This window comes from Endozoicomonas sp. 2B-B, assembly GCF_053470045.1.
Map to the genome: position 1 here is coordinate 5,096,046 of NZ_JBLZMU010000001.1, position 17,803 is coordinate 5,113,848.

3 protein-coding genes are annotated in these 17,803 nt (G+C 47.2%); all 3 read left to right on the forward strand.

Features of this window, described 5'->3' with window-relative positions; translation table 11 throughout:
* Positions 1–321: 321 nt before the first annotated feature.
* The 3 genes from ACOMHB_RS19015 to ACOMHB_RS19025 all read left to right on the forward strand — a co-directional run bounded on the left by ACOMHB_RS19015 (position 322) and on the right by ACOMHB_RS19025 (position 17,690).
* Entirely contained in the window at positions 322–5,916 is a 5,595-nt protein-coding gene (locus ACOMHB_RS19015) for a coiled-coil domain-containing protein (protein WP_448217800.1), read from the forward strand.
* Positions 5,913–11,282, forward strand: coding sequence for a hypothetical protein (locus tag ACOMHB_RS19020; protein ID WP_448217801.1), 5,370 nt, complete (start codon positions 5,913–5,915; stop codon positions 11,280–11,282). Before ACOMHB_RS19015 ends, ACOMHB_RS19020 begins: the two co-directional genes overlap by 4 nt.
* A 201-nt stretch (positions 11,283–11,483) precedes the next feature.
* Positions 11,484–17,690, forward strand: a complete 6,207-nt coding sequence (locus tag ACOMHB_RS19025) for a coiled-coil domain-containing protein (RefSeq protein ID WP_448217802.1) — start codon at positions 11,484–11,486, stop codon at positions 17,688–17,690.
* Positions 17,691–17,803 lie beyond the last annotated feature (113 nt).

Below are 17,803 nucleotides of genomic sequence, written 5' to 3' on the forward strand. Positions count from 1 at the left end.
TTTTATTCTTTGGGTGTCTCATTTTTTCATTATGGGTGTCTTATTTTTTTTCTGCAGAAAGCATTCCTTACTTCTACACTCTTGAAGCCTTCAATAAATTGCAAAAGGATGATGAACTGTAAGTACACGGTGATGATAAGAGAAACACCTCTCAATCAAGCTTTCCACCAGCAACCTCAGCAATTCACCATGAAACAGGTGAACACTTCAGCTTACCGTATCAACCATGAGCAATTAACAACCATGGGTGATTTTGAAAGTTGCTTCCTCGTCTGGTGCAACAATCACTTTTCACGATAACAAAAGCAGTGAGATCGCAGAATGACAACTATTCACCCCACTGCATTAAGCCTTGCAGTGGCCATTGCAATCAGCTCTTCCATCATCAGTACACAGGCACTGGCCGATCGCAGGCTGCAGACAAAATCTTTTGATATTCTGGACAATGAATCTGTGGAGTTTATCCAGAGTGAGGTCATAGTTCAGCCAACTTTAGGTCATGACCAGCAACCCATACCCAAATCTTTTACAACCACCTACCCCGATCAGACTGAACCCAGAGCAGGCTACGAGACTCCTTCTGAAGGCTTCACAGACGTTCTTTCCGGCATCGAAGGTGGCGTTTCCAGTGTTGATCTGTTTGTAACGGACGATAATGACGTTGCTCAGAAATACACCAAAGTCCTCAAGGTCGGTGATGAGGGAATCTTCAAGTTCACCCATAATCTTGCGGAAAAGAAACTGGTCATTGAAGTTAGAAAAGGAATGACCGATCAGAATTCAATTTCGGCTGTTCGTGCTCAATCAAGTGATATCCAACCACTGGAACCGTTTACGAAAGTCGCCGACCCTGAACATCTGGTCGGCGTGCTGAAAGGTGCGAATGAAAGAGCAGGAAGTCTTGGCGAAATTGATAACTATGTTGCCCTTGCCACTATTGAAGTAGACCAGGTTGAAGTGAAAGGGCGCACCTTTATGCGACTGATCGCTGCAGGCGATGAGCCACCAGAACTGCAACGTCTGGGTCAATCGCTCTTTGTCAATGATGAGGTGCTTTTAGCAGCAGCCACCTCTGCCTATGCCCAGGTTCATGTTCTGAGAGAAGATTTACAACAGGAAACTCTGAATAAACTCTTGTCCTGCCAGAAACCCGTTGGCTATGTTATCTACGCTGAGGATAACACGCAGGCTCTCCCTGTGCCTGCAGGCTTTCCAAAACTGGAAGTGACTGAGACTCCGGGGGAGATTATTGTTTTCCGTGGTCAGAAGCAGAATCCGACGGATATCGCTTTTATGGAAGCTATCTATGACGTCTGGATGGAAGAGTTCCGCAACAGTCCTCGCCCTCGAGAAACGATACAGATTAAAAAAGACCGGCTCAAAAGCTACCAGTACAACATTAGAAGCAGGCAGATGGCAGTGCTCGAGGAGTTAGCTGCAGAGCACGAGAAGGGCATTGTCAGTACAACAGGTACGTCTTTTTTATACTTTGGCAACGTGGTGACACTTGCATACTATGAATATCTCCAGCAGGCATTGACCTGTGCCTGTTCAGATCGAGCCGATGAATTTAAATTAACAATACCACAGATCAGATTTGTTTCGTCGTTCATCACGCCGACCTGGATGCATGTCGAACTTGTCAAACGCTTCAGCTTCAAACCCGTACTTGGAAACCTTCTGAATAACCGGTATTTCATTCAGAATATTCATCAAATAATTAAATCCGATACCACCGTATTTTCTGACGATTATTTTGACGATCCTTCCAGCGAACAGGAAGGCTTTGCTTCCAAAGTCAAGCGCAAATTTGCCATGCAGCTGATTGAAATGGAAAACGAGCTGGAAAAGCTGAGGGTAAAAGAGCCCGAACTCACCGATGAAGACGAATTAACAGAACTAATACATTACTATGAGGTTAAGCTTGAACAGCTTCGAGCCAGAGTAGAAGAGCAGGAAAACCAGATAAAGACACTTCGATGGGAAGACGATCAAATTCAACTGCTAAAAAAACATGTGCGCAATGATGCCGCAAAAGCTCACAACGCGCAACTGGCAAAAGAGCTTGGCATTGATGACTGGGATGTCACTCAACCCCCCGAAGAACAGTCCAGACTTATCAGCAGAAAAATTCATGAAATCCACCAATCAGTTGCCACAAAGCTTGCTGCAACAGAAGCTGGAACGCCAAGCCATCGCCCTGAAGTACTTCGGAAACTGACTGCTGTAGAAAAAGCACTGAACATGGTCGACCTCAATAGCGAGGGGGATGTCTATGATCGCCGGAACGCCATTTCTGAGAAAATTCAGACATACCTCAAGGAGGCCAAACGGCGGACAGAAGAAGAGGCGCTGGATGTGCTGAAAACTGCAGAAGAAATACTCGAGATCCAAGTCAGTGAAGGTGATAACAACCTGAAACGACTTGACAGGGTTCGTGATAAACTTCTGGAGGATGATGTCATCGAAAAAATGACGGAGTATCAATTTCATGCCCTCTGGAGAGAAGATCCCAAACCTGATTACAAAAGAAGGAAAGGTACACTTGAGAGGCTCCAGCTTTGCGTGCGTATTACCTCTTATGTTGAAACGGACGAGCTAGCCACAAGACGACAGATAAGGATGCTTGAAGCTGTAGAGAACAGGCTGGGCATCGACAAGAACGAAAACGCTCCTGCTATAGAAAGAGGCAAGGCTTTCATTGCTAAACTGGCCGACAATCTGGAAGTGGAATTAAAGAAGGATGCCAGTATGCGTGAACATATGATTGTTCTGTTAAAAAGCCTTTCAGAATTAAAGATTGACGCAATCAGGCGCTGTAAAGATGAACCTGTCTCAGGAGATAAAAACAATGCCTGTCAGAATGACCGGATCAGTCTCCTTGATAAAACATTCTCAAAAATGATTAGAGACGTTTTCAACGTCGATAAGCCCACCATTAATGAACATATCGCAGTCATTGAGAATGAGCTTGACAGGCAAATGGCTCTGCTGGGGCCAAAACCCCGATGCGCTCTTGATCACGAGGTAGCCAGAGCCAGGCGAGCAGTGATGGAAGCTGAAAATGAGCTGGAAAAAGCAAACTACAATATGGATGTTTTGCTCCAGCGTACCCCGGAAGACATTGCTATCAATCAGGCAATGAAACAGTATCAGACCCAGCTGGGTCTGTCTGCAGGTGACGGGCAAACCAACAAAGAGCGGGCAGAGGACATCATATATTACCTGCTGGGATACAGAGCAGACATACGAGATAAAATCATTGAGGAGCTGAAAGCCAAAACCAATCTGCGCGTCTGGATAAAAGGCGACCCCGCTTCGCTGGAAGAAGCTGATGATTACGTTCTTACTTTTAATGGTTATTCATATACTCCGGGTCGGGAAACAACCGGTGAAATGGAAAGATTGTGGAATGAACTGCCTTTAACCAGAAAAAAGTACACTCAAGTCACGGAATTCCTGCGTGAGCACGACAGGAAAAGTATTTATTTAGCCAATGCAATGGCTGAAGAAGTTGCTGCACGAGAAAATCTGGTTCGCAAAGAACAGCAGATGTTCGACTATGAAAACATCAATAGGAACCCATCGAGCTCGGATAAAATCGATCGGGATCGGCTGAATTCAGCCCTGACTCATAAATATCAAGCTGCATTGATTGCAAAACAGGACCTGGCGGATCATGACGCGCTTCTTGAAGCCACTGAAGCAGCTGTGGGTCATAAACCAGACGCTTCTGACACTAATGAACAACGGATTAATGCCCTGAGAAACAAACAGGTAGAACTGGGCGGTGACGATGGTACTGGCGGCAAGATCCGGCAGCTGATTGAGGAACCGTCCCTTTATATGCGTCTGGAAGCTGAAATTGAAGCCAGTAAAGCAGACGTTGCAAGAATGAAAAATGTCCTGAAGGTTGCCGAAGAAGCCGTCAAGAATGACCGCAGTCCCATCCAGTACACAGAGAGACATGCAAAACTGCTGACCGATATGAACGACTTCATGCAGCAGCACCCTCTCAAAAAACAAGCTCTGCAAGCCGCAATTGGCCTGCACGTAGCAACAATGGAGAGCGATAAGGGAATGCCATATCTTCCGGTTTTCAATTTTGACGATGAATTTGCATCCATTCGCGTAAAGGCATTGGCTGGAGACACACTGACATTTAAACAGGCCAGTCGGATTGTGGAAGTTTTTAAGAGCCTGAAGACCAGCTTTCCGAAATACCCTGTCCAGCCCCTGTACGGTCAGCCCAGGGATGCGCTGGATGAAGTTGATATTCTGGTGCTCAAGGCCATGTCTGAGATGGAAATAGGGTCTCAACAATTCAAGGACGACATTCGCGCCATGGGCAAAACAGACATTCACTTCGTCGAGCATGAACCTGAGGATCTGGAAAGCTTCTCAGAATACTTCGCTACCCATTCTGCCAGTGCTAACAAGATCATAACTCTGCTGCGGGAAGGCTCGATCAGCAAGGTTGAATTTGAGAACTACATAAAGGCCGTCAGAGGTGTTGATGGTTATCAGACAGTGGCCGAATTTGAACACTTCCTTGGCTACAAACAGGGTGTCGACGTGCCTCGCTTCAAAGTCGTTGTCGGGACACTGTCTGATGAGGGGGCTGAAGAATTCATGCAGACTGCCTTTAATCCTGTGACCGTGGCGGCCACTGACCCGGCAGGTATGAAAGAGTCTGTTGTCGGCATGAAAGAGTATGCAGCTGCGGTCATCGCCAACTACGTGCTTGACGATATTGCCTTTGAAAATGGCCGCAGGACGGCAGCCTTCCTGAACAATATTCAGGATACCCTGACACCTTATGCCAATGTTGCTGGCCTGTCTGAATCAGACCTGATCAAGGCAATCCATAATACATTGATGCTGGCTCATGTCGCAGCGGCAGAGTGGCAGCTATGGGATTACTGGGTCAAACCTTCAGCCTTCCTGGTACAGGCTGTCACCTGGTACTACACCAGTTACAAACCCCTGCTGGCGACCCATACCGTCTGGCAGGCTGCCAATCTGTCGCTGTCAAACATGGCATTCCTCTACCTTCTGGATCTGACCAACAGGGGTGATTACCTGCACCGAATGCTCATACCTTTTCAGCACTGGCTGGAACGCTATGGTGTTGATCTTGACCGAACCGCGCAATATGCCCACCACAAAGGAATTGAAAAAGTTTCTGAACTGGGGGGACTGGCCATGCCATTGGGCAAGGCCGCATCTTCAGTGATTCTGCTGAGAACCGGCTCCATGCTGTTTGCCAGACAGTACAACGCCAACCCGCAAATGTATCGCAGCATTTTCCGTCTGGTGCCCGAAATAGTGAAATCAATGGGTTCCGGACAAGGGATTCAGGTACCCCTGCTGCACAGGGTAACACCACAAACAGTGAAAACGCTGGCCTCCGCCACAGCGGGTCTGGTGCTGGGCCCCATTTCCACTGCTGGAGCATACGCCTATGGTCTTATAGCCGGATTTACCAGTGCTCAAACCTTCGGATTTGCTCTGGCATCGGGTCTCACTTTCGACTTCTTTATGAACGACAACAAGATGCTCACTCAATGGCTGGGTGGCCCCCTGGGCCGCACTCTTGACAGGATTAATCGCTGGCGAGGCGCAGGTGAAACGGACGATGAATACGTGATGCGTACCGATACTGCTTCGCCTCAACGCTTCGGTGAAACCGATGCAGCCTATACAGACCGTGCTGAAGCAAATGACATGATACATGGCTGGACTCGACACGAAAATTACCTGCAGTTCCGTGAACGCCGCGATCACACCATGAAACTATTTGAGAATGGCTGGGAGAAATACTTCAGGGAAAATGTACCTAAATGGTCGTTTTCCCACGCAGAAAGTATTCCTTACTCCTACACTCTGGGTGCCTTCTTCGAGGTAGTAAAATGACATGTCTCCGCCCCGGTGTATTAAGCCTTGCCGTGGCCATTGCCGTCAGCGCTTTCATGACAGGTACACCGGCATTGGCCGGTCGCAGGCTGCAGACGAAATCTGTCGATTTTTTTAGCTATGAACATGCGGAGTTTACCCAGAGTGAAGTCACTGTTCTGCCAGCTGTAGGGGATGACCAGCAGTCAATACCCAAATCCATTACCACCCTCTACATTGATCCGAAACATGACAGAACGAGCTACAGTATTCACTCTGTAGGCTTTACAGACATTCTTTATAATATTAAGGGTGGCGTTTCCACTGTTGATCAGTTTGAAACAGGCGAGAATGATGTTGCTCAGAAATACAGCAAAATTCTGAAGGTGGGTAATAAAGGAATCTTCAGGTTCACTCATAACCTTGAAGAAGAGAAACTGGTCATTGAAGTCAGAGGCACAATGACCGACCAGGATTCAGTCTCGGCTGTCCATCGTCGATTAGATGGCTGTCGATTATTAGAATTTACGAAAATCGCCCACCCCCAACTGCTGCATGCTGTGCTGGGAGTAGCTGATGACAAAGCCGGAGACCTTGGCGCAAGTGATCACTATGTCGAACTTGCCACCATTGAAGTAGAAAAAGTTGCAGTGAATGGGCGTACCTTCACGCGTCTTATCGCTGCGGGCGATCAGCCTCCTGAGCTGCAACGTCTGGGTCAATCACTCTTTGTCAATGATGATGTTCTTCTGGCAGCCGCCGCCTCTGCCTATATCCAGGTTCACATTCTGAAAAGGGATTTACAACAGAAAGCGCTTAATAAACTGTTAGCACACAATAAACCCGTCGGATATGTTGTCCACGTCAAGGGTGACAGACCGCTTTATCCTGTGCCCTCGGGTTATCCAAAGCTGGAAGTAGCAGAAGCTCCGGGTGAGGTTATCGTCTTCCATGGTCAGAAGCCGAATCCGCATGATATTACTTTTGTAGAAAACCTCTATAACCTCTGGAAAGAAGCGGAGGCTGACAACCCCATCCCGTCAGTGGCAACAATAGTTAGAAAAGGTAAGGTCGAAACTTACCAGTTCGTGATTCAAAGCAGGCAGATGGCAGTGCTGGAGGAGATTGCTGCGCGGCACGGTACTGAACAGCCAATGACGTTTACAAACGAAGATAAACAGGCAATCAATACACTTGCATGCTACGAATTTCTCCAGCAGGCATTGGTCAGTGCAACTCCAACTCAAGCATCTCCAGCCGCTCAATTTGAGCTCACACCAGAACACATCAGAGTCGCTTCGTTAGCCATCACGCCAACCTGGCTGCAGATGCAATTCGCAGATCACTTCAGCTTTAAACCCGTGCTTGGAGATCTTCTGACGAACCAGAATTTTGTTCAGAGTATTCTGAACCCCTTTGCCGCCGAATCACAGACCGATGTTGCTTACCAGGACGATTCGTTTGTAGCCAAAGTCAGTGCCGACATGGCCAGACAGCTGATTGAGAGGGAAGAAGTCCAGGCACTTCAACTCATTCAAAATCAAGCTGAGCATTACCTTGCACGGACTCTTTCATTGCTGGAAGGACGGCAAAACCAGTTACAAAAACTTCAGCAGGAAGTCGCGGAAATTCCGGCACTGAAACAGGAAGTTCGTAATGCCAGAGAAAAAGCCATAAAAATTCGCAACATTGAGCTGGCAGAAGCACTTGGTATTGATCACTGGGATGATACCCAGTCACTTGAAGACCAGGCCATACGCATCAGAGAGAGACTTAATGAGAAAGACACTGTAAAAACAAATCTGGCCGCTATTGAAGGCCAACTCGATATTACTCCAGATAATGAAAACGATCTGGGTGCCCGCTTTCAGTCCATTCAACAGCACCTGTCGGCACTGATACAGCCAATACACGACAGGGTTAATATTCTTACAGATTCAAAAGAAAAACTGGAAGACATCAGAACACCAGACCATACCAAAGCCATGCCTGAAGTATTAGAGAAACTGATGGCTCTGGAAAAAGCCCTGAAGATGGACGACCTCGATAGAAAAGACGATGTCTATGACCGTCGTCACGCCATTTCTGAGGAAATTCAGACATACATCACTGATGTCAGACAGAATGCAGAGGAAGAGGCGCTGCGTATACTGAAAATCATAGAAGAAATCGTCGGGATCAAAGTCAATGAAGATGATGGCAATGCAGAAAGACTTAACAGGGTTCGTAGCAAACTTGAGAGCAATGATGTCACCGAAAAAATGCTGGCTGATATAGATTACAGGGTCCGGAAAAAAAACATCGCACCAACGTACGAAACAGGGAAATTAAAACTTGCGAGGCTGCAAGGGCGTCTTAACTTTCTTGTCGAAGACGCTGATGAGTTAATCACAAAACAACAGATAGTGCTGCTTAAAGTTGTAGAGGAAAAGCTGAACATCGACATTAGCGAAAACTCTGCGGCTGAAGAAAGAGGCCAGCATTTTATTGCTACACTGGCCGATGTCCTGAAAGTAAAATTTAGAAAAGATGCCAGCCTGGATGAAAAAAAGGATGCTCTAAGCACCAAAATTTGGTTATTAACGGATGAAGTGGGCGAATTCTATGACCATGAAAGTGTCAAAAGAGACAGAAACAATGAAATAGCTCGTCAACTCAACATTGAGAATTATAAAGAAGATGCTCCTCTCAAAGACCAGAACCGTTTGATTACAGCGACACTCGAGCAGCTGGATGAAGAAGTTTTCAATGCGGGTCAGCCCGATGTTAATGAGCGCATTGCAGCCATTGAGAATGAGCTTGACAGGCTAATGGCTCGCCTGGGACCTAAGCCCCGATACGTTCTTGATCGAGAGCTGGCCAGAGCGAAAGTAAGCATAGAAGAAGCTGAAACTGAGCTGGAGGAACTTCATCGCAAACTGGATGTTGTTGATCGTAAACAGGTGGTATTCACAGATTCTACTGACGTCCCCACCGACAGAGATAAATACATTACGGATCTCAATAAATCACTGAAACAAATTCATGCCAGGTTTGGCCTGACTCAGAATGATAATCAAACCCCTGAAGACCTATTAAACGACATCGAACGCTTTCTTCAGGAAAGCGAATACTATGCAGAAAAACGGGTTGGCCTCATTCATCAACTGAACACTATCATTAACGCCGTGAAAATCCCTTTTGAGTTTGACTATGATAATCATTTAGAAGGAGCTAATTACATTAATGCCATTAGAGACTATCAAGCGTCTCATGGTAAGGATAAAGTCAATCACGCAGAGGGTGAATTGCCAGAAACCAGGAGAAAGTACACTCAGGTTACACAGTTCCTGCATGAGCACGATTTTAGAGAAATGGAGTTGGCCAGTGCCAAGGATGAAGAAAAGCAATCACAAGCGCCTCTGGATACTGAAAATCAGGCGATTGACAACTCCAAAGACATAGATTCGAAAACTAAAACCAAACTTGAGCACAATAAAGAAATAATGGACAAAATAGTAAAAATATCAAAAGCACTGGAAGCTCTGGAGGATTATGAAGCAAGTCTTAAAGCCATTGAAAATAATCTGGGTCTTAAGCCAGACTCCACTGCTACCCATGACGCCCGTATTGATGCCCTGAGAAACAAACAGCTGGAACTGGGTGGGGATGATGGTTTTGGCGGCAAGATTCTGCAACTGACACGGAAACAGCAGAATCTGAAAAGAGCAGCAGAGGGCAAAAAAGCGGAATTAGAGATATTAAGGGAAGCCCTGAGAGCTGCAGAGGAAGCCGTCGAAAATGACGGTGGTCCCTTCCAGTACTCACCAGAGGAGCTGAAAAGCTTCTCAGAATACTTCGCTACCCATTCTGCCAGTGCTAACAAGATCATTACTCTGCTGCAGGAAGGCTCGATCAGCAAGGTTGAATTTGAGAACTACATAAAGGCCGTCAGAGGTGTTGATGGTTATCAGACAGTGGCCGAATTTGAACACTTCCTTGGCTACAAACAGGGTGTCGACGTGCCCCGCTTCAAAGTCGTTGTCGGGATACTTTCCGATGAGGGGGTTGATGAATTCATTCAGACTGCCTTTAATCCTGTGACCCTGACGGCCACTCACCCGGCGGGTATGAAAGAGTCTGTTGTCGGCATGAAAGAGTATGCAGCTGCGATTATCGCCAACTACGTGCTTGACGATATTGCCTTTGAAAATGGCCGCAGGACGGCAGCCTTCCTGAACAATATTCAGGATACCCTGACACCTCATGCCAATGTTGCTGGCCTGTCTGAATCAGACCTGATCAAGGCAATCCATAACACGTTGATGCTGGCTCACGTCGCAGCGGCCGATTGGCAGCTATGGGATTACTGGGTCAAACCTTCAGCTTTTCTGGTACAGGCTGTCACCTGGTACTACACCAGTTACAAACCCCTGCTGGCGACCCATACCGTCTGGCAGGCTACCGATCTGTCGCTGTCAAACATGGCATTCCTCTACCTTCTGGATCTCACCAACAGGGGTGATTACCTGCACCGTATGCCCATACCTTTCCAGCACTGGTTGCAAGGCTACGGTGTTGATCTTGACCGAACCGGGCAATATGCCTACCACAGTGGAATTGAACAAGTCTCTGAGGTGGGCGGGATGGTCATGCCATTGGGCAAGGCCGCGTCATCAGTCATTCTGCTGCAAACCGGCGCTATGCTATTTGCCAGACAGCACTACGCCAACCCGCACAGGTATCGCAGCGTTTCACGTCTGATGCCCGAAATAGTGAAATCCATGGGTTCCGGGCAAGGGGTTCAGGTACCCTTGCTGCACAGAGCGACACCACACAAAGTAAAAACTCTGGTCTCGACCACAGCCGGTCTGGTGCTGGGTCCGGTAGCCACTGTCGGAGCATACGCCCATGGCTTTATATCTGGACTCACTTATGCTCAAACCTTTGGATTCGCTCTGGCATCGAGTCTCACTTTCGACTTTTTTTTGAACGACAACAAGCTGCTCACTCAATGGCTGGGTGGACCTCTGGGCCGCAGTCTTGACAAGATGAATCGCTGGACGGGCGTGGGTGAAACGCAGGATGAATTTGTGAAACGTACCGCCATTGCCTCGCCTCAACGCTTCAATGAAACTGATGAAGCCTATACAAACCGTGTTAAAGCAGGCAACAGGATGCATGGCTGGACTCGACATGAAAATTATCTGCAGTTCCGTGACCGCCGTGATCGCACCATGAAGATGTTCGAGAATAGCTGGGAAAAATACTTCAGGGAGAATGTGCCCAAATGGTCATTTTCTCATGCAGAAAGTATTCCTTACTCCTGCACTTTGGGTGCTTTATTCGAGTCAGGGACTGAAGCGCCTGAGGAAGCCTCTACAGCCATGAATGCATTCCTTCCCTGAAAAACCACTCAATCATTGAGCTTTGCCACTGCGAACTGAATTCGCTTCTGGCGGATTCCTCACTTTCAACTAAATTCACTCAACAGCTTACCGGAACAACCATGAGCGATTGACGGCCATGAACCGCTATAATGTGCTTCCTCTCCAGGTATGGCAATCACTTTTCAAGATAACAAAAGTACTCAGCTCTGAGGTGGCAGAATGACAAATACCCGCCACAATGCATTAAGCCTTGCAGTGGCCGTTGCGATCAGCTCTTCCATCATTAATACAGAGGCATTGGCTGCTCGAAAACTGCAGACTAAAGCCTATATTTTGGGCAGCGGAAATGTTGTGAAACTTCGTAGTGAGGTCATGGTTCAGCCAACTTTAGGTGATGACCAGCAGCCAATACCCAAATCTTTTACCACCACTTACCCTTATGAGCCTTCAGAAGGACACGGCTTTGTCTCTACTACTATGAGTTTTACAGAAGTTCTTTATGGTATTGGTGATGGTGTTTCCAGTGTTGATCAGTTTGAAACAGGCGAAAATGACGTTGCTCAGAAATATATCAAAGTTCTCAAAGTAGGCGATGAGGGAATCTTCAGGTTCACCCACAACCTTGAAGAAAAGGAACTGGTCATTGAAGTCAGGGGCGGAATGACCGATCAGGATTCCGTGGAGGTTGCTCGTGATCAATTAGTTTGGAGTTCATCATTACAACCGTTAACGAAAATCGCCAACCACCTGCAACTGACTAAAGTTTTGAAAGCCGCTGCAGAAAGAGCAGGAAACCTCGGCTCAAATGATCACTATGTTGGCCTTGCCACCATTGAAGTTGAAAAAGTTGAAGTGAATGGGCGCACCTTCATGCGCCTTATCGCTGCGGGCGATCAGCCCCCTGAACTGCACCGTCTGGGTCAATCACTCTTTGTCAATGATGAGGCTCTCCTGGCAGCTGCCGCCTCTGCCTATATCCAGGTTCATGTACTGGAAGAGGATTTACAACAGAAGGCTCTAAACGAACTACTGGCATACAACAAACCCGTCGGCTACGTTGTGCACACCGAGGATGATACACAGGTTTATCCTGTGCCAGTGGGTTATCCAAAGTTGGAAATAACAGAAGCTCCGGGGGAGGATATTGTTTTTCATGGTCTGATGCAGAATCCGGACGATGTCGCTTTCGTAGAAAACCTCTATAAATTCTGGATAGAAGCTGAGGGTAATAATCCCGCCCCTGCAGTAAAAGCAGAGCTTAACAAACGCAGGCTCAAAAACTACCGGTTCGTCATTCGAAGCAGGCAGATGGCGGTGCTGGAGGAGTTAGTTGCACGGCGCGATGCAGACGTTGACAAAGATCAACTGACGGTACTTTCAAACGAGGATAAACTGGCGGCGCGTTCGCTTGTCTATTACGAATCCCTCCTGCAGGCATTGGCGCTGGCTTCTCCAGATGAGGCATATGGATCAGGTGAATTTGAGTTCACACCAGAACACGTCAGAGTCGCTTCATTAGTCATCACGCCTACCCGGATGCACAGACAACTCTTACAACACTTCGGCTTTAAACCCGTACTCAAAAATCTTCTGATGAACCCGCACTTTTTTCAGCATATTCGCAAAGTGTCACCCGTTATTGGCGATATCAAAGAAGCACAGATCGATCCTGAAAAAGACGAAGAGTTTACTTTCAGAGTCATGACCGACATGGCGAGACAGCTGTTTGAGTTACACAACAACCTGGAGGAGCTGCGGATAGAACATGCCAAACTGGGCAAGCTAAACGAAAAAATATTTCGTGAAACGGCAGCAGAACTTGGTATTTATAATTGGGATAATACCCAGACACCAGAAGAACAAGCCAGACTTCTCAGAAATAAAATTCATGAAATCACCCAGGAGTTGGTCACAACCTTTGCTGCAGTAGAACAGCCTGACTATGAAATTATAATTACAATACTGACAGCCGTTGAAGATCAGTTCGGTATGACCCCGAACAATAAAAACGATCTTGTTGCCCGCTTTCAGTCTGTTCGGCAGCATATACAACATAAGACAGACCTGACCGACGATGAGGCTCCGCAGAGACTGACAAACCTTGAAAGTAATCTCGGCCTGATCTCTAACGACAAAGATACCCCGGAAACCCGTCAGCAGGCCATTCTGCAGCTCCTTGAACAGCAGGAAGCTTTGGTCCAGCGATATCTTCTCCCGGGAACCATTATAGAAGCTGGAAAAGCAGCTGCAATCAAAGCCCGCTATGCAACCATTGCCGCACATTTAAACATTCAGGATTTTGATAGCAATGCAGATGTTGACGCTCAGCAAGAACACCTGCTTCAAAAAATCGAGGAAATGAATGCTCACAAACAACTCATGCTTCAGAAAATCAAGACAATGGATATTCAACAAGATGTCCTGCTTCATAGAATTCAGACACTGCATGATCAAGAGGATTCTTGGACCGGGGCCAAACAAAATGCTCTGGCAGAAATTCTTGGTATTAAACTGAGTAAAGACAACGTAGAAAAGAATCAGGACGTCCTGGAAAAAGCGGTATTCAGGGTGGTCCACAATCTTGCGCGCCTGGAAAAAGAACTGAAAGAGATCAGAACGCCAGACCACCCCAAAGCCAGCCCTGAAGTACTTCGGAAACTCACTGCTGTGGAAAAAACCCTGAAGATGGTCGACATCGATAGCGAGGGCGATGTGTATGATCGTCGGAACGCCATTTCTGAGAAAATTCAGACATACTTTAACGGGGCCATGCAGAGGGCAGAGGAAGAGGCGCTGGATACGCTGAAAACCGCAGAAGAAATACTCGTGATTCAGGTCAGTGAAGGTGATAACAAACTGGAACGACTTGACAGGATTCGTAAAAAACTTGATGACAATAATGTCCTCAAAAAAATAACGGAGCAGCAGTATTATGCCCTCTGGAGAGAAGATACCAAACCTGCTGATTACAAAAAAAGGAAAGGTAAACATGAGAAGCACCTGCTTTATTCCCATCTTGCCTTTTATGTCGAATATGCAGATCAGCTAGCCAAAGGACGACAGAAGGTGATGCTTCAAGATTTAGAGTACGATCTGGGCATCGACCCGAATGAAAACGCTGCTGCCAGGAAAAGGGACAAGGCTTTAATTGCTAAACTGGCCGATGATCTGAAAGTAGAATTAAAAAAAGATGTCGGCCGACAAAAACAGGTGCAAGCCCTAAAGTCCAGAATTTCGGAATTACGGTTAAAAATATTCCACCGCTATGAAGATGAAGGTTTATCAAGAGATGTAAACAATGCAATTGCTCATCAACTCAACATTGAAGACTATAACAATAATGCCTGTGTTAATGATCAGATCAATCTCATTGAAGAAACACTCTGTAAAATGACCAAAGAAATTTACAAAGTGTTTCGGCCTACCTTTACTGAGCGCATCGCAGTCATTGAGAATGAGCTTGACAGACAAATGGCCCGACTGGGGCCAAAACCCCGATACTTACTTGATCGAGAGGTAGCCAGAGCCAGGCGAGCAGTAAGAGAAGCTGAAAATGAGCTGGAAACGGCTGACCGCAACATGGATATTTTTCTCCAACATGCCCGGGGTAATATCGCTCTCAATCAGGGAATGAAACAACTTCAGACCGAGCTGGGCCTGTCTGCAGGTGACGAACAAACCAATAAAGAGCGAGCAGAGGAGATCATAAATTTCCTGCTGGGGTACAGTGATGACGTACGAGACAAAATCGTTGAGAAACTGAAAGCCAAAACAAATCAGTACGTCCGGATACATTTCGACCCCACTTCGCTGCAAGAAGCTGACTACGTTTTTCTTGTTAATGGCTATACATACACTCCGCTTCATGCCGCAGCCGATGAAATCGATGGAGTACGGGGTGAACTGCCTTTAACCAGAAAAATGTACGCTCAGGTCACTGAGTTTCTGCATGAGCACGACAGGAAAAGTATGGATTTAGCCAATGCAATGGCTGAAGAAGTTGCTGCACGAGAAAATCTGGTTCGCAAAGAACAGCAGATGTTCGACTATGAAAACATCAATAGACACCCATCAAGCTCCGATAAAATCGATCGGGATCGGCTGAATTCAGCCCTGAATCATAAATATCAAGCTGCATTAAGTGCAAAACAGAACCTGGCGGATCATGACGCGCTTCTTGAAGCCACTGAAGCAGCCCTGGGTCTCAAACCTGACGCTTCTGACACCAATGAACGACGGATTAATGCCCTGAGAAACAAACAGCTAGAACTGGGCGGTGATGATGGTACTGGCGGCAAGATCCGGCAACTGATTGAGGAACCGTCCCGTCAGATGCGTCTGGAAGCTGAACTTGAAGCCAGGAAAGCAGACGTTGTGAGAATGAAAAATGCCCTGAAGGTTGCCGAAGAAGCCGTAAAGAATGACCACAGTCCCATCCAGTACTCTGAGAAACAGGCAAAACTGCTGACCGATATGAACGATTTCATGCAGCAGCACCCTCTCAAAAAACAAGCTCTGCAAGCCGCAATTGGCCTGAACCAGGCAGCAATGGAGAGCGATAAGACAGTACCATTTTTTTCGGTTTTCAATTTTGACGATGAATTTGCATCCATTCACGTGCAGGCAATGGCCGGAGACAAACTAACGTTTAAACAGGCCAGTCGGATTGTGGAAGTTTTTAAGCGCCTGGAGACCAGCTTTCCGAAATCCCCTGTCATCCACCCGGAAGGTCAGCCCGAAGATGTGCTGGAAGAAATCGAGATTATGGTGCTCAACGCCATGTATCAGATGGAAATAGGGTCTCAACCATTCAAAGACGAAATTCGCAACATTGGCAAAACAGCCATAGACTTCGCCGGGCATGAAACGGAGGAGCTGAAAAGCTTCTCGGAATACTTCGCTGCCCATTCTGCCAGTGCTAACAAGATCATCACTCTGCTGCGGGAAGGCTTGATCAGCAAGGTTGAACTTGAGAACTACATAAAGGCCGTCAGAGGTGTTGGTGGTTATCAGACAGTGGCCGAATTTGAGCACTTGCTTGGCTACAAACACGGTGTCGACGTGCCTCGCTTCAAAGTCGTTGTCGGGATACTGTCTGATGAGGGGGCTGACGAATTCATGCAGACTGCCTTTAATCCTGTGGCCGTGACGGCCACTCACCCGGCGGGTATGAAAGAGTCTGTTGCCGACATGAAAGAGTATGCAGCTGCGATCATCGCCAACTACATTCTTGACGATATTGCCTTTGACAATGGCCGCAGGACGGCAGCCTTCCTGAGTAATATTCAGGATACCCTGACACCTTATGCCAATGTTGCTGGCCTGTCTGAATCAGACCTGATCAAGGCAATCCATAACACATTGATGCTGGCTCATGCCGCAGCGGTTGAGTGGCAGCTCAAGGATTACTGGGGCAAACCTTCAGCCTTCCTGGTACAGGCTGTCACCTGGTACTACACCAGTTACAAACCCCTGCTGGCGACCCATACCGTCTGGCAGGCTACCGATCTGTCCCTGACAAACATGGCGTTCCTCTACCTTCTGGATCTGACCAACAGGGGTGATTACCTGCACCGGATGCTCATACCTTTCCAGCACTGGTTCGAACACTATGGTGTTGATCCAGACCGAACCGCGCAATATGCCCACCACAACGGAATTGAGAAAGTTTCTGAACTGGGCGGACTGGCCATGCCATTGGGAAAGGCCGCTTCTTCAGTGATTCTGTTGAGAACCGGCTCCATGTTGTTTGCCAGACAGTACAACGCCAACCCTCAAATGTATCGCAGCATTTTTCGTCTGGTGCCCGAAATAGTGAAATCAATGAGTTCCGGACAAGGGATTCAGGTACCCCTGTTGCACAGGGTAACACCACAAACAATGAAAACCCTGGCCTCCGCCACAGCGGGTCTGGTTCTGGGCCCGGTTACCACCGTCGGAGCATACGCTCACGGTCTTATAGCGGGATTTACCAGTGCTCAAACCTTCGGATTTACTCTGGCATCGGGTCTCACTTTCGACTTTTTTATGAACGACAACAAGATGCTCACTCAATGGCTGGGTGGACCCCTGGGCCGCACTCTTGACAGGATTAATCGCTGGCGAGGCGCAGGTGAAACGGACGATGAATATGAGATGCGTACCGATACTGCTTCGCCTCAACGTTTCGGTGAAGCCGATGGAGACTATACAGACCGTGTTGAAGCAAATGACATGATACATGGCTGGACTCGACACGAAAATTACCTGCAGTTCCGTGAACGCCGCGATCGCACCATGAAACTATTTGAGAATGGCTGGGAGAAATACTTCAGGGAAAATGTGCCTAAATGGTCGTTTTCCCATGCAGAAAGTATTCCTTACTCTTACACTCTGGGTGCCTTCTACAACTGGCAACAGGGCGATGATAAACAAACAACTCGATGAGGGAGAGCCGGGAGGTCAGGACCCCGAAGAAGCAGATTAAATTCGGGCTGTTGTTGCGCTGTCAGGAAAATACAGGTAAAACGAATCACAGAGTAATAATTAAAAAAAGCGTT

Excerpts from the sequence above, each read along its gene's own strand:
- ACOMHB_RS19015 (WP_448217800.1), top strand. The coding sequence starts at position 322 with ATGACAACTATTCACCCCACTGCATTAAGCCTTGCAGTGGCCATTGCA.
- ACOMHB_RS19020 (WP_448217801.1), top strand. The coding sequence starts at position 5,913 with ATGACATGTCTCCGCCCCGGTGTATTAAGCCTTGCCGTGGCCATTGCC.
- ACOMHB_RS19025 (WP_448217802.1), top strand. The coding sequence starts at position 11,484 with ATGACAAATACCCGCCACAATGCATTAAGCCTTGCAGTGGCCGTTGCG.